21 protein-coding genes are annotated in these 24826 nt (G+C 67.2%); 8 read left to right on the top strand and 13 right to left on the bottom strand.

Annotated elements, in window-relative coordinates:
• Window positions 1-10: 10 nt before the first annotated feature.
• The gene (locus tag ACE3P0_RS08945; protein WP_374401996.1) at window positions 11-919 is read left to right on the top strand and encodes a substrate-binding periplasmic protein; all 909 of its coding nucleotides are present in this window, start codon (window positions 11-13) and stop codon (window positions 917-919) included.
• On the opposite strand, the gene ACE3P0_RS08940 is transcribed toward ACE3P0_RS08945, so the two are convergent.
• Window positions 920-1387, bottom strand: coding sequence for a putative toxin-antitoxin system toxin component, PIN family (locus ACE3P0_RS08940; protein WP_374401994.1), 468 nt, complete (start codon window positions 1385-1387; stop codon window positions 920-922). It abuts the gene before it with no gap.
• 131 nt (window positions 1388-1518) lie between these two features.
• Here ACE3P0_RS08940 and ACE3P0_RS08935 point away from each other — a divergent pair, with 131 nt between their 5' ends.
• On the top strand, window positions 1519-3147 hold the full coding sequence (locus ACE3P0_RS08935) for an AAA family ATPase (RefSeq protein ID WP_374401992.1): 1629 nt from the start codon (window positions 1519-1521) through the stop codon (window positions 3145-3147).
• Here the strand turns inward: ACE3P0_RS08935 and ACE3P0_RS08930 are convergent.
• The 7 genes from ACE3P0_RS08930 to ACE3P0_RS08900 all read right to left on the bottom strand — a co-directional run bounded on the left by ACE3P0_RS08930 (window position 3132) and on the right by ACE3P0_RS08900 (window position 10463).
• Entirely contained in the window at window positions 3132-5927 is a 2796-nt protein-coding gene (locus ACE3P0_RS08930; protein ID WP_374401990.1) for an AMP-binding protein, read from the bottom strand. The two genes, ACE3P0_RS08935 and ACE3P0_RS08930, sit on opposite strands and share 16 nt — an antisense overlap.
• An 82-nt stretch (window positions 5928-6009) precedes the next feature.
• Window positions 6010-6813, bottom strand: a complete 804-nt coding sequence (locus ACE3P0_RS08925) for a hypothetical protein (RefSeq protein WP_374401988.1) — start codon at window positions 6811-6813, stop codon at window positions 6010-6012.
• 46 nt (window positions 6814-6859) lie between these two features.
• The gene (locus ACE3P0_RS08920; RefSeq protein WP_374401986.1) at window positions 6860-7339 is read right to left on the bottom strand and encodes an Lrp/AsnC family transcriptional regulator; all 480 of its coding nucleotides are present in this window, start codon (window positions 7337-7339) and stop codon (window positions 6860-6862) included.
• 15 nt (window positions 7340-7354) lie between these two features.
• The gene (locus ACE3P0_RS08915) at window positions 7355-7831 is read right to left on the bottom strand and encodes an Lrp/AsnC family transcriptional regulator (RefSeq protein WP_374401984.1); all 477 of its coding nucleotides are present in this window, start codon (window positions 7829-7831) and stop codon (window positions 7355-7357) included.
• A gap of 4 nt (window positions 7832-7835) precedes the next feature.
• On the bottom strand, window positions 7836-8918 hold the full coding sequence (locus ACE3P0_RS08910) for an Lrp/AsnC family transcriptional regulator (protein WP_374401982.1): 1083 nt from the start codon (window positions 8916-8918) through the stop codon (window positions 7836-7838).
• Window positions 8918-10108: a cytochrome D1 domain-containing protein gene (locus ACE3P0_RS08905; protein ID WP_374401980.1), complete on the bottom strand. Its 1191-nt coding sequence runs from the start codon at window positions 10106-10108 to the stop codon at window positions 8918-8920. The genes ACE3P0_RS08910 and ACE3P0_RS08905 overlap by 1 nt, the downstream gene beginning before the upstream one ends.
• On the bottom strand, window positions 10098-10463 hold the full coding sequence (locus ACE3P0_RS08900; RefSeq protein WP_374401978.1) for a cytochrome c: 366 nt from the start codon (window positions 10461-10463) through the stop codon (window positions 10098-10100). Before ACE3P0_RS08900 ends, ACE3P0_RS08905 begins: the two co-directional genes overlap by 11 nt.
• Before the next feature lie 272 nt (window positions 10464-10735).
• On the opposite strand from ACE3P0_RS08900, the gene ACE3P0_RS08895 reads away from it, so the two are divergent.
• Window positions 10736-12112: a hypothetical protein gene (locus ACE3P0_RS08895; RefSeq protein ID WP_374401977.1), complete on the top strand. Its 1377-nt coding sequence runs from the start codon at window positions 10736-10738 to the stop codon at window positions 12110-12112.
• 58 nt (window positions 12113-12170) lie between these two features.
• On the opposite strand, the gene ACE3P0_RS08890 is transcribed toward ACE3P0_RS08895, so the two are convergent.
• The gene (locus ACE3P0_RS08890) at window positions 12171-12479 is read right to left on the bottom strand and encodes a c-type cytochrome (RefSeq protein ID WP_374401975.1); all 309 of its coding nucleotides are present in this window, start codon (window positions 12477-12479) and stop codon (window positions 12171-12173) included.
• Between the two features lie 116 nt (window positions 12480-12595).
• Window positions 12596-14320, bottom strand: a complete 1725-nt coding sequence (locus ACE3P0_RS08885) for a cytochrome D1 domain-containing protein (RefSeq protein ID WP_374401973.1) — start codon at window positions 14318-14320, stop codon at window positions 12596-12598.
• Between the two features lie 156 nt (window positions 14321-14476).
• Here ACE3P0_RS08885 and ACE3P0_RS08880 point away from each other — a divergent pair, with 156 nt between their 5' ends.
• Together ACE3P0_RS08880 and ACE3P0_RS08875 are read left to right on the top strand one after the other, a co-directional pair.
• On the top strand, window positions 14477-14785 hold the full coding sequence (locus ACE3P0_RS08880) for a metal-sulfur cluster assembly factor (protein WP_374401971.1): 309 nt from the start codon (window positions 14477-14479) through the stop codon (window positions 14783-14785).
• A complete protein-coding gene (locus ACE3P0_RS08875; RefSeq protein WP_374401969.1) occupies window positions 14782-15864 on the top strand; it encodes a hypothetical protein in 1083 nt (360 codons plus the stop codon). Before ACE3P0_RS08880 ends, ACE3P0_RS08875 begins: the two co-directional genes overlap by 4 nt.
• A gap of 7 nt (window positions 15865-15871) precedes the next feature.
• Here the strand turns inward: ACE3P0_RS08875 and ACE3P0_RS08870 are convergent, their stop codons facing one another.
• Window positions 15872-16054, bottom strand: a complete 183-nt coding sequence (locus ACE3P0_RS08870) for a hypothetical protein (protein WP_374401967.1) — start codon at window positions 16052-16054, stop codon at window positions 15872-15874.
• Window positions 16055-16317: 263 nt separating this feature from the next.
• Between ACE3P0_RS08870 and cysK the strand changes: the two genes are divergently transcribed.
• A complete protein-coding gene (gene cysK, locus ACE3P0_RS08865) occupies window positions 16318-17250 on the top strand; it encodes a cysteine synthase A (protein ID WP_374401965.1) in 933 nt (310 codons plus the stop codon).
• 76 nt (window positions 17251-17326) lie between these two features.
• On the top strand, window positions 17327-18499 hold the full coding sequence (locus ACE3P0_RS08860; RefSeq protein ID WP_374401963.1) for a MalY/PatB family protein: 1173 nt from the start codon (window positions 17327-17329) through the stop codon (window positions 18497-18499).
• A 349-nt stretch (window positions 18500-18848) separates the two neighbouring features.
• Here the strand turns inward: ACE3P0_RS08860 and ACE3P0_RS08855 are convergent, their stop codons facing one another.
• Window positions 18849-20336, bottom strand: a complete 1488-nt coding sequence (locus ACE3P0_RS08855; RefSeq protein WP_374401960.1) for a methyl-accepting chemotaxis protein — start codon at window positions 20334-20336, stop codon at window positions 18849-18851.
• Window positions 20337-20479: 143 nt separating this feature from the next.
• Here ACE3P0_RS08855 and ACE3P0_RS08850 point away from each other — a divergent pair, with 143 nt between their 5' ends.
• Window positions 20480-21994: a pyruvate kinase gene (locus ACE3P0_RS08850; protein ID WP_374401959.1), complete on the top strand. Its 1515-nt coding sequence runs from the start codon at window positions 20480-20482 to the stop codon at window positions 21992-21994.
• 9 nt (window positions 21995-22003) lie between these two features.
• Here ACE3P0_RS08850 and ACE3P0_RS08845 read toward each other — a convergent pair whose 3' ends face one another.
• A complete protein-coding gene (locus ACE3P0_RS08845) occupies window positions 22004-24472 on the bottom strand; it encodes an EAL domain-containing protein (RefSeq protein WP_374401957.1) in 2469 nt (822 codons plus the stop codon).
• Between the last annotated feature and the right edge of the window lie 354 nt (window positions 24473-24826).

Raw genomic sequence — 24826 nt, 5'->3', positions numbered from 1 at the left:
GGGGAATTCCGTGCCGCGCTGCGTCCGCGTACTGCTGCTCGCTGCAAGCCTTGTTGTGGGGATGGCCGCCCAGGCGGGCGAAACGATCATCCGTTTCCCACGCGGTGCCAACCCCACCGACTTCCGCTACACCTATCCGGTGCGCATCCTGCAACTGGCGCTCGACAAGACCGCAGAGGAGGATGGTCCAGCCCGCGCGGTGCAGGTATCCGAGCCGATGACCAATGCGCGCATCCAGGCCGAGATCGAGCGCGGCGGGCTGATCGACATTGCGAACTACCCGCCGGATCGCGACCTCAACCAACGGCTGCAGGCGATCCCGATCTGCATCCGCAAAGGCATCCTCGGTATCCGCACCTTCATCATCGATCGCAAACTCGCGCCCCGCTTCGCCGCGATACGCACGCTCGACGACCTGAAGGCGCTGAGCGCCGGTCAGCTGAAAGACTGGCTGGATACCAAGGTGCTGCGCGGCAACGGGCTGAAGGTCGTGACCACCGAGAACTACGAGGACCTTTTCGATATGCTGGCCAACGGCAAATTCGATTTCTTCCCGCGTGGCGTGCATGAGCCGTACCGCGAGATCGAACCGCGCGCGCTGCGGTTTCCCGACCTGATGGTCGAGGAGACGCTCGCACTGAACTACCCGCTGCCGGACTACTTCTTCGTACGCAAGGGCAACGCCGCGCTGGCGGAGCGCGTGCAACGCGGGCTCGAACGCGCAATCGCCGACGGCTCCTTCGAGGCCGCATTCCAGAAGGAGTTCGCCGAGTCCTTGCGCCACGCGAAGCTCGCGCAACGCAACGTCATCTATCTGAAGAACCCGGAGGTCGGCCCCTTGCCTAATCCGGACGATCCGAAACGCTGGCTGCAGGCCGCCAGGATCGCCGACGACGGTGCCAAGCGCAGCAACGGCTAATCAGCCCGCAGCGACTGACAGCCAGCGCTCGAACGCCTCGGGCGTGATGATCGCGACGCGCTCGCGCAGCAGGCGGTGTTTCGCCAGCCGCAGCACCGCCTTGTCACGGCTCAGCAGCAGGTTCGCGTTGCCGGTGAACGCCAGTTCGATGAACTTCTGGTCGTCGGTATCGCGGCACTTCGGCAGCAGGTATTCCAGTTCGATCGCCGGCACCAGCTCGACCCGCGCGCGGTATTCGGCGAGCAACGCGGCCTGCGCATCCGGCGCCACCGCGAACTGCGGATAGGCAAGCACGCGGCGCAGCTCTTCCAGCGTTTCTTCACGCGCCAGCAGCGCGAACCGACCCGCTTCGCAGGCCTCGCGCAGGTGCGGCAGCTTCGGGTCGCGGAACAGCCACAGCGCGAGCACGGTGTTGGAATCGAGCAGCACACGCGGCTGCGGCGGAAGGGTTTCGAGCAAGGCAGACATGGCGGCGACTGTAGCGCAGATCAGTGCTGCATCAACGTCGCCAGCGCGCACGATTGCTTTGCCGGCTGCGGTCGCCTACGGTGAGAAAGCGGCAAGCCATCGCGTTTCCGCCCGCACTGACCGCGATCACCATGAACCCCGAGGTCCCTCCGTTCGATCCCGACGCCCAACAGCGCCAACTGGTTGAAGCGCTGCGCCAGCCCGCGTGCTATCCGCATCCGGTCGGTGAAGTGCGGCTGCTGGAAACGCACATCTCGCGGGTGCTGCTGACCGGCGATTTCGCCTACAAGCTGAAGAAGCCGGTCGATCTGGGTTTCGTCGACTTCCATACGCTCGCGCTGCGCCGCGCTGATTGCGAAGCCGAGCTGCGCCTGAACCGCCGCCTCGCCCCCGGTCTGTATCTCGCGCTCGTGGCGATCTGCGGTGACATGCACGCGCCGCGCATCAGCACCGATACCGACGCCACCGATGCGATCGACTATGCGGTACGGATGCGCGAGTTTCCGCAGGATGGGCTGCTCGACCGCATCGCTGCGCGTGGTGCACTGACGGCCGACCTCATCGACGCGATCGCCGACACGGTGGCGGACTTCCACCAGCGCATCGCGCGTGCGGGCATCGATGACCCCTACGGCACGCGCGCCACGGTGTGGGAGCCGGTCGCCAATGTGATCACCCCTTTGCGCGCCAGCGCGCAAACCGCCGACGAAGGTGCGCTGCTGAGCCGGCTGGATGCCTGGTGCGCGGCCGAGTACGCGCGACTCGAAGCCTTCTTCGCGGTGCGCAAGCGCGAGCGCTTCGTGCGCGAAGGCCATGGCGACCTGCACCTGGGCAACATCGCGCTGCTGCATGGCCAGCCGCAGGTGTTCGACTGCATCGAGTTCAGTGCAAACCTGCGCTGGGTGGACGTGATCAGCGAAGTCGCCTTCCTGTTCATGGACCTCGAAGCCCATGGCCGCAGCGATTACGCCTGGCGCTTCCTGAACCGCTACCTCGAACACAGCGGCGACTACCCGGGCCTCGCGGCGCTGCGCTTCCACCACGCCTACCGCGCGCTGGTGCGCGCCTTCGTCGCCGGCATTCGTGCCGCGCAACCGGATGCCGCCAGTCACCCGCAGGCGATGGCGGAGCGTGCGCGCTACCTCGCCTGCGCCGCACGAGCCTTGCGCAAACCGGCGCCACAACTGCTGCTGATGCACGGACCATCCGGCAGCGGCAAGTCGCACTGGTCGGGCGCTGCGCTCGAACTGATCGGTGCGGTGCGCCTGCGTTCCGACGTTGAACGCAAGCGTCTCAACGGCCTCGCAGCAACAAGCCGCAGCGGTTCGCCGATCGACGGTGGCATCTACGCCGACGGGGCTACGCGCGCCACTTATGCGCGGCTGGCAGCGCTCGCAGCCGGCCTGCTGGCCGACGGCCACAGCGTGGTCATCGACGCGGCCAACCTCAAGCGCTGGCAACGCGATGGCTTCCGTGCCATTGCGCAGAAGCTTGATGTGCCCTGCCGCATCCTCAGCTGTCAGGCTGAAGCGGTGACGCTGCTCAAGCGTCTTCAAACGCGAGCCCTGGCGCGGCAGGATGCGTCGGAGGCCACAGCCGATGTGCTGGCGCATCAGCTCGCGCACAGCGATCCGCTCGATGCGGATGAACAATCGATCACCCTCATGATCGACAGCGAACGCGCCACGCCCGAGCTGCTGCGAACGGCCCTCTCGGCCCCCAGCCACGCTGCGCGCAAGCGCGATCACGCGCCGTCCTGAGCTCCCGTTTCAAGATCCGGTTCGCCGCACAAACGCCGCAGTTCACCGCGCGTGGCCGCCATCAAGCGCATCGCCGCCGGCCAGTCGTTTCCGTCGGGCTGTAGCGTGGCGCCCTGTTCGAAGCCGAGCGACTCGCGGCGCGGCAGCCAGGTGCCGTCACGCAGCAAGGCGCGACTACCGCGCAGCCCGGTGCACACCACCGGCACACCGGCATGGGCGGCGGCGAGGAAGGCGCCGCTGTGGAAACGGCGCAGCCCGGCCGCACGCGTGAAGGTGCCCTCGGGGAAGAGCACCAGGCACGCGCCCTGCCGCAGGGCATCAACCAGCAGCGCCACATCTTCGGCACCGCGCAGCGCATCGTGGCGCTCAACGAAGAGCGCGCCGAGCCCGCGCATCAGCCTGCCGGCCACGCGTTGCTGCGCCAGCTCCGCCTTCGCGACGAAGCGGTAGTGCTGCGGCAGTATCGCGCTGAGCAGCAGGCCATCGAGGTAGCTCGCGTGGTTGCACACCAGCAGATGCGCCCCGGCCGGCGCCGCAAGCGCCGCAGGCATCTCGATCGAGAGCCCGCACAGCCCTAACCAGCCGCGCGCGGCACGATGCACCCAGGCGCGCGACCACGCGTGGCGCGGGCACAGCGCCAGCAGCAGTGCTGTCGGCACCGCCAGCAATGCGAAAGCACCGAAAGCCCAGCACGACCACAGGCGCCGGCCGGCCTGCCGCAGCATGAGCCGGGCGCGCGCCAGCCCGCCTTGCGCGAGCAAGCGCAGGCCTTGCCCCCACAGCGGCCAGTCTCGCTGGCGCAGCTCGCCGGCGAGGTAACGCTCACGCGTTGCAGCGCGGCGCAGCTTGCCGCTGGAGGTTTTCAACACCGCATGCGGCGGCGCCAGCACGATGTCGTCCGCCGCTTCACCAAGCACCGCTTGCGTGCATTCCGCGATGCGCCGCTGCAGCGCGGCGCGGGCCGTGGCGTCGTGCTCGCGCGTTTCGGCCAGCACGACCAGGCGCTCGCTGCCGCCGCCCGCCGGCGCACACGCAAACACCGCCACACAGCCGCGGCGCACGCCGGGCAGCGCACCGACCGCCTGCTCCAGCTCGTAGGGGTAGAGGTTGCGGCCGCCGCGGATGATCATGTCCTTGATGCGGCCGGTCAGATGGATCTCGCCGTCGGCGAGGTAGGCCATGTCGCCGGTATCGAGCCAGCCATCGTGGAACAGCCGCGCACTCGCCACCGGGTTGCGGAAATAGCCTGCGGTGGCAGAAGGGCCACGGAATTCCAGCCGGCCGATGCGCCGTTCCGGCAATTCGTCGCCGGCGAGATCCACAACGCGTACCTCATGCCCGGGCAAGGGTCGGCCACAGGCGACAATCTGCACCGCGGCGGCGCCCGCTGCGGCGGGCTCGGCGCGGCGCGCCTGCATGAAGGGCACGCTGCGGATGCGATCGACGCGCGGCCCGCGGCCCGGCAGCGGGAAAGCCAGGCCGACCGAGCATTCGGCCAGCCCATACACCGGCGCCAGCGCTTCGCGCCGCAAGCCGGCCGGCGCGAAGCGCGCGGCAAAGGCTTCCAGCGTGGCCGGGCTGACCGGCTCGGCGCCGTTGAACGCGAAGCGCCAGCTTGAAAGATCCAGCTCGCCCAGCAGCGCATCCGGCACCTTGCGCACGCACAGTTCGTAGGCGAAGTTGGGGCCGGCCGACAGCGTCGCACGGTATTGCGAGATCGCCTGCAGCCAGCGCGCCGGGTTGGCGAGGAAGGCGAGCGGGGACATCAGCACGAGCGGAAAGCCGTGGTACAGCGCGCCCAGCCAGGCGCCGATCAGGCCCATGTCGTGATAGAGCGGCAGCCAGGAGACGAACACGTCCTGCGGTGTGACGCGGCAGGCCTGCCCCATCGCGCGCAGGTTGGCGAGCAGGTTGGCGTGGCTCAGCGCAACGCCCTTCGGATCACCGGTGCTGCCGGAGGTGTATTGCAGCAGCGCAAGCGCATCGGCCGCCGGGTGCATCACATGCTGCGCGGTGCCGACGAGATCCTCAGGGGCCAGCACCGCGCGGATGCCGGGCGCCGCTGCGCGCAGCCGCAGCGCCACCGGCTTGGCCTGCGGCACCGTGATCAGCAGACGCGCCTCGGCGTTGGCGAGAATCGTCGCGTGGCGCCGTACATGTTCGTCGATCTGTGCCAGCCGCGCCGGCGGGTAGATCGGCACCGGCACGCCGCCAGCGAGCAGCACGCCGAAGAAGCTGACGAGGTAGTCGCGCCCGGTCGGCAGCATCAGCGCCACGCTTTGCCCACCGCGCAAGCCGGCGGCGAGCAGCGCCGCGGCGCGTTGGCCGGCTTCTCGCCACAGTTCGGCGAAGCTAAGCGGCTGGCTTGCGCCCGCGTCGTCCAGCAGCAGCACATGCAGGCGATCCGGCTCGCGCTGCGCGCGCCATTCGAGCACCTCGACCAGGCTTTGCGCATGTACCGGCGTGCCCTGCTCGCGTGCCGTGTCGAGCGACAGCGGGCTTGCTGCGCTTGCGGCCGGTTGTTCGCCGGCCCAGCGCAGCAACTCGCGCAGCGTGTCAGCCTCAGCGTAGGCGCGCTCGGGGAAGTGCAGCTTCAGCGCGTCGGCGATGCGGCTGATCAGTTCGACGCGGCCGAGGCTGTCGAGCTCCAGGTCGCGGCCAAAGGCGCTGTCCGCATCGAGCGCGAATTCGCGGCCCGGGTGCGTTTCGCGCAGCAGGGCGGCAGCGATTTCTAGCGCTTGCGCACAGCGTTGGTCGCGCTGCGCGGCGGCATCGGCCATGTTCGGCCCTCCACCCGCGGCGAAGGCGACCGCGTCGCACCGCCGGGGCCTGCTCTCAGCATAGGCCGCGGCGCCGCGGGCGTCAGAACCGGTAGCCGAGGGTCAGCTGAATCCGCCGCCGGTAGGTGCTGGGTACGCCGCTGCCCCACAGCAGGCCGCCGCCCATCAGCGCCACCTCCCACTCAGGTGCGAGCCGCAGCCCGCCTTCGAGTTCGGCGGTGGCGCCGCTCTTGCCGCCCTGCTCCCAGTCGATCGCCGGTTTGAACGTGAGCTTCACGAAGCGCCCTTCGCCCCAGCCGTCGTTGAGGCTCACTTCGAGCTTGGTGTAGTCGATGTCCTTGCGGCTCTCGTCACCGGCGAACGACAGCACCTGCTGAACGACGGCGCCGAGCGTCAGTGCGTGCTTGCTGTCATCGATGCGGTAGGCGCCGGCCGGCAGCCGGGTTCGCACAGCGGGTGCGATCTGGTACTTGCCACCGCCAAGGCTGGCCGGGTCGGCGGTCGGCAAGGTGAGTTCCGCGTACGCCGTAAGCGGCAGGCCGAACGCCTGCACCGCTTCGAGATCGGCGCGCAGCTTGATGTCGCCGAGGCGTGGGTCGAGGATCTTGCCGCTGTAGCCGGTATCGGCATCCGGAAACGGCAGGTCGAGCCGCAACAGCGACAATTGCGAAAGCGGGAAGTACTCCAGCCGCAGCGTGCTGCGGGTGGACTCGTCGGCGGTGCCGCGATCGGTGTTCTGGCGTTTGAACTGGAAGCGCCAGGGGTAGCGCTGCGCGGCGGCTGCGTTGGCGGCTGGCTCGTCGTCGGCGAAGGCCGGCGGGCATGCGGCCAGCGTGGCAAGCAGGCAAACGGCGAGGCGGTGCGGCAGGCAGGGGCGGAACATCATGGCCACGATTGTGGCGTGCGCAGGCGCGGCGCGACAGCCGGCACGCTCAGCCCCCGATACGCAGGCCGGTCTTCTTCAGGATCGCGGTGGAGAACAGCACGTCGTGCGCGCGGCAGGCCTCGCCGAGCATTGCCTGGATCTGTGCGACACGCGCGAGCACCTCGTCGCGCGTGTGGCCATGCACCATCGCGAAGAGGTTGTAGCGCCACAAAGGCAGACGGCGCGGCCGCCGATAGCAGTGGGTAACACAGTCCATGTGGCCGAGCAGTTCGCCGAGCGCGTCGACCTGCTCATCATCGACATCCCACACCGACATGCCGTTGGCGGTATAGCCCAGCGCGTAGTGATTCGGCACCGCGGCGATGCGGCGCACGCGGCCGTCGGCCTGCATCGCGCGGAAGCGTTCGAGGATGCGCCCGGGCTGCTCGCCCAGTTGTTCGCCAAGCGCCTGGAAAGGCTCCACCGTAAGCGGCAGCCCGGCCTGGGTGGCGAGCACGATGCGGCGGTCGAGTTCGGTGTCGTCCATCTCGCGCGCTCCGGATCAAACGGTGAACTTGAGTTCGACGAAGAACTCGCGTTCCTTCGGGAAGGCATACACCGGCAGCCCGGTATCAGCCTCGATGCGTGCGATCGCCGCGGCGATCCCCTGCGGGGTTTCGGTGGCGAGCACGAACCACATGTTCAGCGCATGTTCGCGGCGATAGTTGTGCGCCACCTCGGGCAGCGTATTGACCTGCTCGCACACCGCATCCCAGCGCTCGTCGGGCACCGCCAGCGCGGCCAGCACGAAGGCGCCGCCCATCTTCGCGACATCGAACATCGGCCCGAAGCGGGTCAGCACACGGCGTTCGAGCAGCGCGGCGATGCGATCGACCACCGCCTGTTCGCTGATCCCGAGGGCATCGGCCAGCGCAGCGTACGGACGCTCGACCAGCGGGATGCCGTCTTGCAGCGCGGTGATGAGGGTGCGGTCGATCGGGTCGAGTTGCGCGGGTTCGGTTGCGAGCGGGCGCGCCATCGGCTCAGCGCTCCGCGTAGCGCGCACCGCGCTGTTTGTAGCGGCGCGTCGAGAACAGCACTTCGGACGGGCAATCGGCGATGCCCGCTTCGGCGATCGCGCGTTCGCGCGTCTGCAACACCACGTCGCGCTCGCGGCCGTGGATCATGCAGTAGAGGTTGTAGTGCCAGCGCTCGGACACCCGCGCGCGGCGGTAACAGAGGTTCACGCCTGGCAGCGCAGCGATGCGGCGCCCGGCCTCGGCCGCCCGCGCGTCCGGCACATTCCATACGCACATCGCGTTGGCGCGGATGCCCAGCTCGTGGTGATGCACGACCACGCCGATACGGCGGATCGCACCGATCGTGAGCCAGTGGCGCAATTGCTCGATCACTTCGGTTTCGTGCATGTCGGCACGCATACCGAGCCGCGCGAAAGGCCGCGGCACCAATGGCAGGCCTTGCTCCAGCGCGGCAAGCAATCGCCACTGACGGCTGTCGAGATTCACTCGCGCGCGACTCAGGTCCACCGAGCGCGCTGCACGCGCCTCGGGGCCACGCAGATCGAAGCCCAGATCCAGGTGGTAACCCTCCAGCATCGGCAGATCCAGCGGCACGGCACCGGTCGCATCCTCGATACGCTGCAGGGCGGCGTCGATCTGGCGCCGCTCGCCAGCAGTGAGCACGAACCACAGGTTGTACTCATGCTCACGCGCGTAGTTGTGGTTAACCTCGGACATCAGCGAGATGTAACCGGCAACGGATTCGACGCGATCGGGCGGCACGCTGAGCGCCGCCAGCGTGGAGGCGCCGAAGGCTGCCGGCGTGAGCACCGCGCCGACGCGTGAGATGGCGCCCTCGCGTTGCAGGCGGCGCAGTGCCGCCAACACATCGCGTGGCGGGCGGCCATAGGCCTCTGCGATACGGGCGAAGGGCTCTGGATCAAGCGGCAGGTCGCGTTGCCAGCGGTTCAGTAGTTCAAAACCGAAGGCTTCGTCATGCGCCTCGTCGCCGCCCTGCCCGCCGAGCAGCGTAAGGATGTCGACCGAGCCGCCGCTCGAGGGCACGGAATGGGGCGGCGGCATGTCGGTCATCATCCTGGGTTTCATCAGAATCCGATTCTCGCGGCGCGCGTCGTGAAGAAGATGCCGGACGGCGCATCGATGGAAAAGCTTGCGAGCGTGTCAAAGCGCTCGGTGTTGATCACGCTGACCCGATTGTCATCGCGCGCCGAGAGCCACACCTCGCCGCCGCGCGGCTGGAACTCCAGGTGCAGCACTGCCCGACCCGGCTCCAGTGATTTGACGACACTGCGAGACAACGAATCGATGACCTGTACTTTGCCGTTATCCGGAAAGGCGAAGTTGACCCATATCTGTCTTCCGTCAGGTCGCGCCATCACGAAGACCGGCTGACCCGCCACCGGGATCTGCGCAACCTGTTGCCAGCTGCGGGTATCCACCACCCAGACCTGGTGTCGGCCGATCGCCGGTAACCACAGGTAGCCATCGGCCAGCGCCCAACCGCGCAGATGCGGCATCTTGTAGACCGGCAGCTTTTCGTCGCCGCGCCCCCAGTCGCGCAGCACCTTGCGCACACCCTTTTCGGGCTGCCAGAGATCCAGCAGTGCGAGGCCATCTTCGCCAAACAGCCCGGCAAGGTAGTAGCGCCCGTCCGGTGTCACGAGGCCATCGTAGGGCTGCAGGCCGGCAGGGTATTTTTCGGTGCGCGGCGCCTTAGGATCGGACAGGTCGGTGACCCAGATCTCGCCGGCATCGAACAGCGCGTACGCAAAACGGTTACCAGGCAGATCGGCGAGGCCGACCACCTTGGAGCGCCTGCCCTCGGTACCGTAGGTGGACGGCACGTCGGCGAGCGGCGCCAGCGTGGCGGCATCGAACGCCCGGATGCCGCCCGGTTCGTAGTTCTGCGCGACGACGATACGGCCGTCCTGGCTGATCGCGCCGCCAATCGCGTTGCCGGCCTGCTGCACACGATGCGTGATGCGCCGGGTCAGCAGATCGACGCGGGTCAGTGCACCGTCGCGGCCAAACACGAAGGCGAATCGGCCGTCTCGGGCGAACACCACCGACGCGTGCGACAGATCGCCGAGCCCGCCAATCTCACCGAGCACGGTGCGTTGCGTGGTATCGACGACCGCGATCTTGCCGCTGGCGCGTTCGATCACAACGCCCAGATCCCCGGTGCCGCGCAGTTCAGGTGTCGGCGCCTGACTGGCGCATGCGGCGAGCAGGCCTGCGCCGAGCAGCAAGGCACCGATGCGGAAATTAATGTGCACGGGCAAGCTCCTGCGGGAAGCCGTTGATCAGCTGGTCGAGTATCCAGTTCGCCTCGCTCTCGCTCAGGAACGGTGCCCAGGGCGGCATCGGCGTGCCCGGACGGCCGTGCAGGATGGTGGCGAGCATCGCCTCGCGTGGCCGGTTCGCCAGCGTAGCCGCGTTGAGCGCCGGCCCGAGCCCGCCGGTCAGCTGCATGCCGTGGCAAGAACCGCAGTCTTGCCGGACCAGGTGGATCAGCGCGTCGGTGCGTTCCGCCGGCGGTGCCGCAGAGGCGTCGGACGCCTGCCAGAAGCCCAGCAGCAGCGCGCCAACGGCGCCGATGCGAATGATGCGATCGAATGTGTGTGGCGACATGGTTTCGCGCTCCCCCTTCGCGATGTGGGGGCCAGCATGCCGAGCGGGTGCCGCGCCAGCGTTGATCGCAGTCAAGCCGCGGGATTCGGCGTCCGGTGATCGGCCTTCGCCTGATCTGACACAAGCGCTGTGCACGCCGCGAGCGTGATGTTTGAGCCGGATGCCGACCGATAGCGATAAAGCGCAGCCGGATTGGCCTCCAGACACGCCCGATTTGGTCGAGAATGCAATCAGGGTGCCGCAGACACCCACCGGAAGAACAAGGAGACATCGTGAGGACGATCGCACTGTGGGCCGGCCCTTCCCTGCCCGCGAATGAGCCGCCGGGCCTCGGCTGGGTGACGGCCTTGCTTGCGGCGGCCCTGCTGTGTGGCTGTGCGAACTGGTTCGGCCGTAACGACGCGCAGCAGGAGGCGCTCAAGCGCGCCGAATCGCAAATGCAGCAACGCGTGATGCGTTACGCCGACGGCTACATGGACGGTGTGGCGCTGGCGGTGCGCGCGGTTGAGGAGCAGGTGCCCGACACCCACTCGCGGCGCCTGCTCAATGACTTCCAGGTCAAGCAATCGACGGCCGCGGTGCAGATCGCGTCGGGGCCGAATGCGCGGATCAACGCGCTGGATATGCTGATCCTCGCCACGCTGACCCGGCACGCGGTCGAGCAGCGCCTGCCGCCCATCCTCGGCAAGGCCGCCAGCCCGATCGTCGACGCCTTCGGCAAGTTAGAAACCGGCGCATGGGCGCTGGTCGACTTCCTCAGCCCGGCGCAGCGCAACGACCTGCGCGACAAGCTGGAAGCGTGGAAGAAGACCTCTAACTCGCTCGACAGCGTCGCGTTCAACCGCCTGGCGGATTTCGCGCGCGCATCGGGCCTGATCAGCGCGGGCGACGCGGCGGACGACAGCATCTACGGCGTGATCGGCTTCGACCCCTTCACCGGCCTCAGCCCGGCCGTGAAGGAAATCGAACAGAGCCGGCTGCTCGCCGAGCGCGCGATCTACTACGCCCAACGCTCGCCGATGCTGCTGGATCTGCAGACGCGCTCACTCTCCAGCGCGCTGGCCGACATGCCGGAATCGCGCGCGATGCTGGCCACCTCCACCCGCGTCGGTGACGCCGCAGCGAAGATGGCCGAAACCGCCGCGCTGATGCCCGGCACGCTGAGCAGCGAGCGTGAGGCCGCCATCCGCCAGATGTTCGCAGCCCTGCAGCAACAGCAGGGCACCATGACGGCGATGCTGATCGAGCTGCGACAAAGCCTGGAGGCGGGCCGCGCGGCATCGGATTCGGTGCACGGCGTGGTGCAGAGCACCGATGCCCTGCTGGCGCGGCTGAAGGTCGGCGAACCGCCACCACCCAACGCGCCGCCACCGGGGCGCCCATTCAACATCACCGAGTACACCGCCGCAGCGGCCGCCCTCGGCGACACCGCACAGCAGATCCAGAGCCTGGTGCTGTTGCTTGAAAAGGACACGCCGGCCGCGATGAAACTCGCCGAGTCAGTGCGCGCGCAGGGCGAAGTGCTGATCGATCACCTCTTCAAGCGTCTGATCCAAGCCTTTGGCGTACTGTTCCTCGGCGTGCTGGTGATCGTCGTCGCGTCCCGCTGGATTAGCGGCCACTTCCAGCGCAAGGCACTGCAGCGCTGAGTCAGCACACAATAAAAAAGGGCGCCCGACGGGCGCCCTTCATTGCTGAGTCAGCCGGCTACTTGCCGCCCGCCAGCACCCATGCCACCAGGGTCTTGATGTCCTCGTCCGGCACGTTGTTTGGCGGCATCGGCACCGGGCCCCATACGCCCTTGCCGCCCGCCTTCACCTTCGCTGCGAGTGCTTGGGCGGCATCCGCCTGCCCTTTGTATTTCGCCGCGACGTCCTGGTAGGCCGGGCCGACCAGCTTTTTGTCGGTGGCGTGGCAAGCCAGGCAGTTGTACTTCTTGGCCAGATCGGCGTTGGCCTGCACCTGCGGCGCGAGCAACGCGGCTGCCGCGATCAGCAGCACTGAAAATCCCTTCATGAATCCCTCCCCGTTCAGCAGGTGAAACGATAAAAAACGCCGGCGCTTCCCCCGCCGGCGTTCCTTGTCCGGCCCGCATGCGGCCGCGCGGGAGGCGGTCGCTGCGGGTGTCACGATCAATAGACGTCGTGCTGCGTGTTGTAGAGGTTGAAGTGGCCCGTCGGCGTAATCAGGCGCGGGTCGCGGATCACCGCCTTGAGCGCGAGGGTCTTGTCATCGACCACCACGATCGCGGATTCCTTGTTCTTCGCCGACCACACCGAGAACCAGACCTCGTCGCCAGCCTTGTTGTACTCGGGCTGCACCACGCGACGGGCGCCGTCGTCCTTGATGCCCGACCACTCGGCGATCGGCAGCACCTTGAAGCCCTTGTCGAGATTCTTGGTGTCATACACCGCAACGCTCTGCGATACCGCCTGATCCGGGTTCAGTGGCGTATCGACGTAGAGGTGGTTCGACTTCGGGTGGGTCTTCAGGAACAGCGAGCCGCCACCCTGGCCCTTCAGCTGCTCGACCATCTTCCAGGCGTACTGCTTGTGCTTGACCGGGTCGGTACCGACCAGCGCGATGGTGTCGTCGCCCAGGTGACCGGTCGCCCACACCGGACCGAACTTCGGATGCACGAAGTTCGCGCCGCGGCCCGGGTGCGGGATCTTGCCCACGTCCGCGATGCCGGCGAGCTTGCCTTCCTTCGCGTCGATCACGCCGATCTTGTTCGACTGGTTCGCGGCCACCATGAAGTAGCGGTGCGAGCTGTCCCAGCCGCCGTCGTGCAGGAAGCGGGCGGAGCCGATCTCGGTGATCTTCAGCGCGTCGATGTTCGAGTAGTCGACCATCAGCGTCTTGCCGGTTTCCTTCACGTTGACGACGAACTCCGGCTTGAAGTGCGAGGCCACGATGGAGGCGACGCGCGGCTCGGGGTGGTAGTCCTGCGTATCCACCGTCACGCCACGGGTGGCGACAATCTTCTTCGGCTCCAGCGTATCGCCGTCCATGATCACGAACTGCGGCGGCCAGTAGGTGCCGGCGATCGCGTACTTGTCCTCATAGCCCTTGTACTTGGAGGTATCGACCGAGCGTGCCTCGAGACCGACACGGATCTCGGCAACGTTATCCGGCTTCTCCATCCACAGATCGATCAGGTTGATCTTGGCGTCGCGGCCGATCACGAACAGGTAGCGGCCGGAGGCCGACACGCGCGAGATGTGCACCGCGTAGCCGGTCTTGATGACGTTGATGATCTTCTTGCTGTCGCCGTCGATCAGCGCGATCTCGCCCGCGTCGCGCAGCGTCGTCGAGAAGATGTTGGCGATGTTGTAGTTGTTCATCTTCTTCGTCGGACGCTTCTCCGGCGGGATGATGACCTTCCAGGTCGCCTTCATGTCCTTCAGACCATATTCCGGCGGCTGCGGGGGCGTTTGCTGCACATAGCGCGCCATCAGGTCGACATCCTGCTCGCTGAGCTCACCCGAGGTCTGCCAGTTCGGCATGCCGGCCGGCGAACCGTAGGCAATAAAGACCTTCAGGTAGTCGGTGCCCTTGCCGATCGTGATGTCCGGCGTCAGCGGCTTGCCGGTCGCACCCTTTCGCAGCACGCCGTGGCAGCCGGCACAACGCTCGAAGTAGATCTGGCGCGCCTTGTCGAACTCCGCCTTGCTCATCGGCGGGGCCTTCGGGTTGATGTCCTGGTACATCTCGACGTCCGCCAACGGCGAACCGCCGGCCTGGTACTTCACCTCTGCGTCGGTGACGCCCATCTTGCTGTCCGCCGCCCACAGCGGCCCGCCCGCGAATGTGGCCAGCGCGGCCAGCGTGGCGATCGATAACGCCTTCTTGTTCATGTGCTCTCCCCCAATGAAAGACCGGTGCCCAGACCCGTCTGAGACGGCGCCACTCTCGTCCCCACTACCGGTGGGGTCATTGATGCGAGTCAAGATCGCCAGAGCACCCTTGCGGCAGCACCCGGACGGCTATCATTGGCGGCACGGAGGCCTTGCATGACATCACCCACCCCACCCGATTCCGCCGCAATCCTGGACGCTCTGAGCGAGGTCGCCGACCCCGAACTGGGCGTCGGCATCGTGCCGCTCGGCCTGATTTATGAGGCCCGCGCAGAGGGCACGACACTGCGCATCACGCTGACGCTGACCTCCCCCACCTGCCCACTCGGCGACGTACTGATCGCCGATGTCGAGGATGCGCTGACCGCGCACTTCCCCGACTACAAGCCGGATGTCACGCTGACGTTCGACCCGCCCTGGACGCCCGAGCGTATGAGCCCCGCGGCCCGCGCGGCCATGTCATGAATGCGGTCCGGACGCTGCCGGTAGCCGGCGCGCTCGCGGCGCTGATCGCCGCGATATGGGCCGGCCTCGTCCGCCTTGGCCTCCCCTTGCCCGTGCCGCTCGCGCAATGGCCTTTGATGCATGCCGCACTGTTCGGCTGCGGCTTCTTCGGCACCGTGATCGCACTTGAACGCGCCATCGCCTATGGCCACGAAGCGGCCTTCGCAGTGCCGCTCGCGAACGCCACAGCAACCATCGTCGCCCTTGCGGGCATGTGGGAGTTGGCGCTGTACATCTGGGTCGGCGCCGGTGTCGGTCTTATCGTGATTGCCTTCCTGCAGGCCCGCGCGATTCGCGAGCCGTACGCCGACGTGCTGACGTTGGCGGCGAGCTTCCTGCCGCTGGCGGCCGTGCATGTACTGGGCGGCCACAGTGCTGCCGCGGCGCTGAGCTGGATCGCCTTTCTGGTGCTGACGATCGCGGCCGAGCGCCTCGAACTCTCGCGCGTGATGCCGCGCCCTGCCTGGGCAAGCGCGCTGCCGCCGCTGCTCGCCTTCGCGCTCGCCGTGCCGGTGTGGTTTGCGGTGAGCCACCCCCTCGCGGCACAGCGCGGGCTCTCGATAAGCTTGCTGGCGTGGGTCGCTTGGCTGGTGCGTTTCGACGTGATCCGCGTCACCTTGCGGCGCCCGGGCCAACCTCGCTTCACTGCGGTTTGCCTGATCAGCGGCTACATCTGGCTCGCCATCGCGGCATTGGTGCTGGCGGGCACTAACGCCCCTCTCGGCGCCGGCGATACCGCCTACGACGCGGTACTGCACGCCGTGTTTGTTGGTTTCGTCATGTCGATGCTGTTCGGCCACGCGCCGATCATCCTGCCTGCGATCACTGGCTGGCGGCCACGCGTACGGCCGGTGCTGTATCTCGCGCTCGCGTTGCTGCATCTCTCGCTGGCGCTACGCCTGGGCGGCGATGCAAGCGGGGTCGCTGCGCTGAGACAAGCCGGTGGCACCCTGCATGTCGCTGCGTTGCTGGTTTACGCACTGCTGCTGGCGCAAGGCGGCGGCACGCGCATCCGCCTGAGCGCGCCGGCAAAGCGTTAGGCGCAGCTCAAACCCAGGTATCCGGAGGCAGATCGAACTCGCCGATATCACCGTCGCACACAAGGTCGGCGGGTTCGTCTTGCAGTGCAAGCATCTGCGGGTCGGCCCACAGCGTCGCGCACCACACCTCATCGAGCCGGTCATCCGGCACTCGCGCGCGCAACGCTGGCTCAACGGTATGTGGCGTCATCACGCCTCCTGAACGTTCGCGGCGCAGAAGCCGCGATTTTGGGGGAATTGTGAATTAATAGACCATCAATCCCGGAATCGTCAATTTTCCGACTTGACGCGGCGCCGCATTCGCGTAGCCCCGGAGAGTTCGACCGACAGCCTCCACGCACCCGGTGAGCGCCCCATATGTATATGCCCGAGCGGGTCTTTGGCCGCACCGCACATGCGCCTAGAATCCCGCCACCACCCCGGATGCCTTCCCCTTACAAGGAGACGCACAGCATGCGCATCGCGAATGACGTGACCCAACTGATCGGCCGCACACCGCTGGTCCGCATCAACCGCCTGACGAGCGGCGCAAGCGCCACCGTCGCCGCAAAACTCGAATTCTTCAACCCGGCCCACAGCGTGAAGGACCGCATCGCGATCTCGATGGTCGAAGCGGCCGAGCGCGAGGGCAAGATCAAGCCCGACACGATCCTGCTGGAGCCCACCTCGGGCAACACCGGTATCGGGCTAGCAATGGTCTGCGCCGCGCGCGGCTACAAGCTGACGATCGTGATGCCCGAAACCATGAGTCGCGAGCGCCGCCTGCTGCTCAAGGCCTACGGCGCCGAACTGGTGCTGACGCCCGGGCCTGAAGGCATGCCGGGCGCGATCAAGCGCGCCGAGGAAATGGCCGCCGCCGATCCGCGTTACCTGATTCCGCAGCAATTTACGAACCCGGCCAACCCGGCGATTCACCGCAACACCACCGCCGAAGAGATCTGGGCCGACACCGATGGCAAGGTCGATATCTTCGTCTCCGGCATCGGTACCGGCGGCACTATCACCGGCGTGGGCGAAGTGCTCAAGGCCCGCAATCCAGGCGTAAAGGTCGTCGCGGTGGAGCCGGACGCCAGCCCGGTGCTGTCGGGTGGCGCGCGCGGCCCGCACCCGATCCAGGGCATCGGCGCCGGCTTCGTGCCGGAGATCCTGAACACGTCGATCTACGACGAAATCGTCCGCGTGAAGAACGCCGATGCCTTCGACCTCGCGCGCCGCGCCGCCACTGAAGAAGGCCTGCTGGTCGGCATCTCGTCCGGCGCCGCCCTGTGGGCTGCGACCGAACTGGCAAAGCGGCCGGAGAACGCCGGCAAGCTGATCGTGGTGGTGATCCCGTCCTTCGGCGAGCGCTACCTCTCGACCCCGCTGTACGAGCACCTTCAGGTGTAAGCAGCGCGTCCAGCACTGGCTGTACGACATCCAAACGCGACTTCGGTCGCGTTTGTCATTTCCGGGCCGGAGTAGCATGTCGGCTCCTCGCCCACGGACACCCGCCGACATGTACGACTTCGATACCCCGCTGCCGCTCGCTGATCGCGCACAGTCCATGAAGTGGTCGCGCTACGCCGGCCGCGATGTGTTGCCGATGTGGGTAGCCGACATGGACTTCGCCGCACCGCCGCCGGTGCTCGCGGCCCTGCGCGAAGCGGTCGATTTCGGCCACTTCACCTATAGCAAGCCGACCACCGCGCTCACCGACGCGACCATAGCCCATCTGGCGGAGGCTTATGGCTGGCAGGTCGCACCGGAATGGCTGGTGTGGCTACCGGGCCTAGTTTGCGGCATCAACGTCGCGGTGCGTGCGGGCTGTGAGACAGGCGATGCGGTGTTCACCGCCACGCCGGTCTACCCACCCTTCCTCTCGGCGCCGGGCCTCGCGGAACGTCGACTGGAACGCCTCGATCTCGTAAGGGGCGAGACGCGCTGGGAATGGGATTTCGACGCGGCCGATGCTGCACTCGCAAAAAGCCGGCTGTGGCTGTTGTGCCACCCGCACAACCCGGTCGGCCGCGCGTGGGATGCGGACGAACTGCGCCGCATCGCAGAACTCGCCGAGCGTCACGACGTGGTGCTGTGTTCCGATGAGATCCACTGCGGTCTGGTGCTGGACCCGGCCAAGCGCCATGTACCGATTGCCGCGCTGGACCCGGCGATCGCGCGACGCAGCATCACGTTGATGGCGCCGTCGAAGACCTTCAACATCCCCGGCCTCGGCGCCGCCTTCGCGGTGATCCCGGATGCCGGCCTGCGGCGCCGCTTCGAGCGCGTGATGGCCGGCATCGTGCCGCATGTGAACATGCTCGGTCTGGTCGCAATGGAAGCGGCCTTCCGCGACGGCGAGCCATGGCGGCGCTCGCTGATCGACTATCTGGCCGACAACGCCCGCCATGTCGAATCGCGCATTGCCGCGCTGCCCGGTGTTCGCATGACGCCGGTGGAAGCCACCTATCTGGCCTGGATCGACTGCCGCGAGCATGCGCTGGAACATCCGGCGGCGCATTTCGAAGCCGCCGGTCTCGGTTTGTCCGACGGCCGCGATTTCGGCGCACCGGGTTTTGTGCGGCTCAACTTTGCTTGCCCGCGCAGCACGCTGGAGGCGGGGCTCGATCGCTTCGCCGCGGCGCTCTCTGGCCGCTGAGCGCACGCCGGCGCCCCAAAACACAACGGGCCGATTCCCGCTTGGGATCGGCCCGCAATTTCGGTCAGCGCAACCCGCTCACCGATCGCCGTTGTCTCTTACGGCGTCATTCTTCTGGTTTGTCTCCATCCTCTGGCTCGATTCCTGGACTGGCGCGATAGCTACCGGAATCTGCATTTCTTTAGTCTTCGCCTTCTTGGCTGCCTGACGAAGTGGGCGGAGTGTAGCCAGATCAGATTCTGCGGTCGACAACTGTCAAGCCAGCAATTCAAGTCAAATGGCTGCCGTGTTGCAATCTAGCTAGAGGCGGCTCGGACAGTAATTCGTCACCGAATTGCGAGCGTGCGTTTCAATGATCAAAGCGCGCAACCGCACCATGCAGATCCTGCGCGGTCTGCGCGAGCGACTGCGAGCGCTGCGCAATCGCGACACTCTCGCCGCTCGCCTCTGCGGCCACGGCACTCAGGCGCGCAACGGCCGACGCCACGGAATGCGCCGCCTCGCGTTGCGTGCGCAAAGCCTCCTCGATGCCGGCGATGTTGTCGTCCACACGGCTGGCGCGACGGAGGATCGCCTCGATGGCGCCGCTGGCGCGTTCCGCATTGCCGAGCCCGGCCTCAACCTCCTGCACCGCGCGCGCCATACGTTCGGCGACGTCGTTCTTCACCGCGATGATCTCGCTCACCATGTGCGTGATATCGCCGGTGGCGCGGTTGGTCTGCTCCGACAGCTTGCGCACCTCATCGGCCACCACGGCGAAGCCCCGGCCGGCCTCGCCGGCGCGCGCAGCCTCGATCGCGGCGTTGAGCGCGAGCAGGTTGGTCTGCTCCGCCACTGTCTTGATCATCTGCACCACCTGGCCGACCGCGTCCGACTTGGCGCCCAGGGTTTCGACCGACGCCGAAGCCGCCTCCACCGCCTCCGCCATGCGGCGCATCGCATCGGCTGCTTCACCGATCACCGCGCCGCCGTCGCGCGCAGCTTCGCGTGAGCGCACCGCAGCGTTCGCCGCTTCGGCTGCGCGCTCTGAAATCGTGCCGACGGTCTGCTCCATGTCGCTCGCGACATGGCCGGCACTCGCGCTGGCCTCGGCCTGCGCCTGCACGCCGGCAGCGATCCGCTCGCTGGCGGCAGCAAGTTCCGCAGCAGCATCCGCCACGGCGCGTGCAGACGACGCTGCCACGCCCACAGTGCCGCGCAGATCATCCTGCATCGCGTGCATCGCTGCGATCATCGGGCTGCGCCCGATCTCCCTCTCGTCGAAGCGGAAGTCGAGCTTGCCCGCCTTCACCGCATTGGCGAACTCCGCGCCCACCTGCGCGCGTAACAGCACGGTGCGCAGCATGAAACCGAGGAAGGCGAGCACCACGGTGACGACAAACATCGCGCCGAACTGCGCTGCGATCTGGGCAGTGCTCACGGCGTGCTGTGACGACCAGGCCGCATCGACGCAAGCCCATAGCGCGGCGCCCAACAGCACGGTTCTCTGATCGCAGTAGCCGAGCAGGATCATCACCATCGCCACCGCGGCAAGCCGCGTCCACGCAGCGCCGCCGCCCAGCTGCAACAGCAGCACGGCCATCAGCACCACGCTCGCCATCGCGATCAGCCGCGTCGGCGTCGCGCCCGGCGCCAGCTTGTGCGACAGTGCGAGCGGCAACAGCGCCAGCACGGTCCCGCCGAAGGCGATTGACGACCCGGCGCCACTCAAACCGAGCGCGATCACCACCAGGCCGAACAGCCCCACCAGGCCCATCACAAGTTTGTCGGTCACTGAACGCGCCGCAAAGAACACGCCGTCGCGCGACTGCGACAGCCGCATGATCATCGTTGTCATGAAGTCTCCGTGCCGGTCGATTCCGGTGCAAGCAGTGTTATCGGCAGCCTGGGCCACAGTCTGAAGCGCCATGCTGCAATCGCCCTGCAATGGCAGCGCGCGATCATCGCGCTCCCTGTTCCATGCATCCCGAGGGGCGCACCATGCCAACCGCGGTCGCCGACAAGACTTCACTGCATCTCGCCAATCTCTACACCGAACTCGAAACCCTGCGCGCGGATATCGCCGATGAGGGCGAGGGGCTAGTGGACCAATGGGCCGGCTGGATCCGCCGCGCCGACTTCGCGCCCTCGGCGCGCAACCTGGCCTGCTACCTCGCGCTGCGGCGGCGCGACCTGTGCGCGCTGCAGGAAGAGCTGGCGCGATTTGGCCTGTCCTCGCTCGGGCGTAGCGAATCGCGCACCCTTGAATCGCTCGCCGCAATCACCGCCTTGGTTGCGCGCGCCGCCGGCGTGCCCGAGGCCCACCAGCCTGCCGTGCCGGCGCGCGGCGACTTCATCGCCGGCAATCGCCGCCTCGAAGAAGAGTGTCTGCGGGTGTTCGGCGTGCCGAGCGCGCATCGCCGCACCCGCATCATGGTGACGCTGCCGGATTCAGCAGCCGACGACCCGCATTTGCTCCGCGAGTTGCTGCAGCGCGGCGTCGAACTCGTGCGCATCAACTGCGCGCACGGCGACGAAGCGAACTGGGCAGCAACGATCGAAGCGCTGCGTCGCGTCGAGCATCAGCTCGGCCTGCCACCGCGCACCCGCGTGCTGATGGACCTTGCCGGACCGAAACTGCGCACCACCACCTTTGCTGGCGCCAGCGACAAGCCGCGCTTCGGTGTCGGCGACAGTTTCTGGCTCGCCAGAGCACCGTCCGACGTGCCGGCCGGCGAGCGCGCGATCGGCTGCAGCCTGCCGGAGGTCATCGGCCAACTCGCACACGGCGACCCGGTGTGGGTGGACGATGGCGAGCTCGGCGGCCAGGTCAGCGAACGGCGCCACGGCGCAGTACGTATACAGATCACCCACGCGCCGAGCGACGGCAAGCGCCTGAAGGCCGACAAGGGACTCAACTTCCCCGCATCAGAACTCGCTGTGCCGGCGCTGACCGAGGCGGATCTCGCCGCGCTGCCGTTTGTTGCGCGCCACGCCGACATCGTCGGCTACTCCTTCGTGCAGGGTGCGGACGACGTCGCTCGCCTGCAATCGGCGCTGGAATCGGCCGGCCGGCGTGGCGCCCAGGCGCCCGCCCTGCTGATGAAGATCGAAACGCGGCGCGCGGTGCGCAACCTGCCCGAAATCATCGTCTCAGCCGCCGGACGCAACCCGGCTGCGGTGATGATCGCGCGCGGCGACCTCGCTGTGGAACTGGGCTACCAGCGCCTCGCCGAAATCCAGGAAGAGATCCTGTGGCTCTGCGAGGCGGCCTCGGTGCCGGTGGTGTGGGCGACGCAGGTGCTGGAATCGCTCGCCAAGCGTGGCCAGGCCTCGCGCGGCGAAATCACCGATGCGGCAATGGGCGTGCGCGCCGAATGCGTAATGCTGAACAAGGGCCCCTACATCCTCGACGCGGTCGACCTGCTGGCCGACGTGCTGCAGCGCATGGAAGCGCACCAGCGCAAGAAGACCGCCCGGCTGCGGGCGCTGCAATCCTGGCAGGCGCTGTTCTGATCGCGCGCGTCAGCCGACGGCTGCGAGCCGCGCGCTGACTTCGTCCGCCGTCAGCGGTTGCGAGAACAGGTAGCCCTGGAAGCTGTCGCACGCCAGCGCGGTCAAAGCAATGCGCGTGCCTTCGTCCTGCACGCCCTCCGCAACCACCGCGAGGCCGAGACCGCGCGCAAGGCTGACGATAGACGCGACCACGGTTGCCGCGCGGGTGCTGCGCACCATCTCTTCGACCAGGCTGCGATCGAGCTTGAGGATGTCGAGCGGCATGCGCGCGAGCATCGCGAGGTTGGAATAGCCCATGCCGAAGTCGTCCAGCGAGATGCGGATACCGGCATCCTTGAGGCGGCCGAGCACGCGCGCCACACCTTCCGGGTCTTCGATCAGCAGCGATTCGGTAATCTCGACTTCCAGCGCGTCGGGCGGCAGGCCGCTGGCCTTGAGCGCATGTTCGATCGCCGGCAGCAGTTCCACATCGCGAATCTGCCGCGCCGACACATTCACCGCCACGCGCAGGCTGTGATGCCCGATCGCGCGCCAGCTGGCGAGCTGCATGCAGGCATGCTCCAGCACCCAACGGCCAATCGGCACGATCTCGCCGGTGTCTTCGGCAATCGGAATGAAGCGTGACGGCGGCACCCAGCCGAGCTTCGGGTGGCGCCAGCGCAGCAGCGCTTCGAGCGCGACCACGAGCCCGCTGCGCGCAGCAACGCGCGGCTCGAAACGCAACTCGAACTCGCCACGCTCGGTCGCATGGCGCAGTGATTTCTCAAGCGCAAGCCGTTCGTGCGCTGCCTCGGCGAGTGACACGTCAAACAGCGCATGGCCGCCGCGGCCGGATTGCTTGACCGCATACATCGCCATGTCGGCACAGGCGATCAACTGCTCGGGCTCGTTGCCATCCTCCGGATGCAGGCTCGCGCCAATGCTGCAATCCAGATAGAACTGCTCGCCGCTGACCGCAAAGGGCTGTTCAAAACAACGCCGCACCCGCGCCACCGCCAGCGCCAGCTCGCGATCGGCCAGTGCACGCCCGGCACCGACCGCTGCTTCGAGTGGCATCACTGCGACGAACTCGTCGCCACCGTAGCGCGACAACAGGCCGCCATCGCCGCAAGCCTGTGCGAGCCGCTGCGCGACATCGCACAGCACGCTGTCGCCCGCAGTGTGGCCGAGCGAATCGTTGATCTGTTTGAAACGGTCGACGTCGATGAAGATCACCGCCACATGCTCGCCGCCAGCGGCCGCGTGCAACATCTCACCGAGGAAGGAAATCAGTGCGCGCCGGTTGGGGCAACGGGTCAGCGGATCGCGCTCGGCCAGAAAACGCACCTGACGCTCGATTTCCTCGCGCCGCGTGATTTCGCGCTCCAGGCGCTGCACGGTTTCGGAGAGCTCGCGCGTGCGCTCCGCGACGCGGGTTTCCAGCTCTGCCTTGTCCGCGCGGGTGTCTTCCAGCGAACGCACCGCCTGCATGTAGCGCAGGTTCTGAGAGCTGGTGCGTTCAAGCTGCGTCAACCTCGCGGTGAGCAGCTCACGGTGTGTCGCCAGCGCAGCCGTCGTATCGCCGATCCGCTCATAGTGCTTGTGCAACTGGTCGAGGCAGGCGACGTGGCAATCCAGCAAGGAATGCTTCTGCGCCGAGGCCAGCGCACGATCCATGTGGTTGTCGAAGGTCTCCTTGTCGCCAATCTCGGCCGCAATCGCGGCGAGGTGGTAGTGGCTCCAGGCCTCGATGATCGGCTCGCCCATCGCCTCGCCCAGCTCAAGGGCGTCTTCAATCGCATCGCGGGCGGCGTCGAGCGTGCCACGCAACTGGTGGATCACGCCCATCTGCCCCAACGCCAGCGCACCAAGGCGATTGGCGCCACCACGGCGGCTGATGTCGAGCGCCTCCGCCAGCGCGTCTCGCGCCTCCTCGTGGCGCCCGAGTGCAATCAGCGGTGTCGCGCGGTTGTACAGCGCATAACCAAGCTCGATCTGGTGCTGCGGGCAACGCAGGCGGTAGATGCGCTCGGCCCGCTCCGCCAGCTGCAGGCCCTCGGCCGGGCGCCCGGAATTGGAATAGGTGACCGCTTCAGTGACCAGTGCGCGCGCCTGACCACGCGCTTCGTCGAGCAGATCGAACAGGTCGCGCGCGTTTTCGATGTGCCGCAGTGAATGATCCAGCAGGCCGCTGGCAGCACACACGGTTGCAAGATGGTGGTGCGCCCAGGCTTCGCCGAGGCGATCACCGTTGGCTTCGAACCAGGTGAGCGCAGCGCGAAGGTGGGTGGTGGCATCCGGCACGCGCCCCAGTACCCGCAAGACTTCCCCGAGGCCGAGGCGGATGCGCGCCGCCAACGCGCCGTCGGCCGCACTCAATGCGTCGTCGAGGAGTTCTTCCGCGTAGCGGAGGGCTCTTTGCGGCGCGGTTTCGCGCAAACGATCGAGTTGCGCAAGTGCATCCAGGTGCACCGCTGCACCGCCATCAACGTCCGACACCTGAGCTGCTAACACAACCGTGACCTCCGCATGCGTGCGCGGAGTCTGCCACGACTCGGGCGGGTCGTCAGAGCCATCTGGCCCGATTCGCGGACGGATTGCCGAGGCCTGCGCAATTTGTACGGGCCGCACAAGCAATCGCTGTCAATTCGGAACCGTCTGGAAACTGTGCAGGCAGTCACAGCCGTCGCATTCCGGCATCAAGCAATGCGGGATTACCCGCAAAGCGGCCTGCCGTATGGGTTTCTTCCGTTTTCGTGCAGCCCCGAACTTTTTTTTGAATTGCGCAATCCCCGCAAGGATAGGAAATCGCAAGGCTGGTCTAATTCGTTCCAAGGCGTTACGGACTCCCCC

This window comes from Niveibacterium sp., assembly GCF_041909475.1.
Lineage (GTDB): Bacteria > Pseudomonadota > Gammaproteobacteria > Burkholderiales > Rhodocyclaceae > Niveibacterium.
This window is presented reverse-complemented; position numbering and strand designations above follow the sequence as displayed.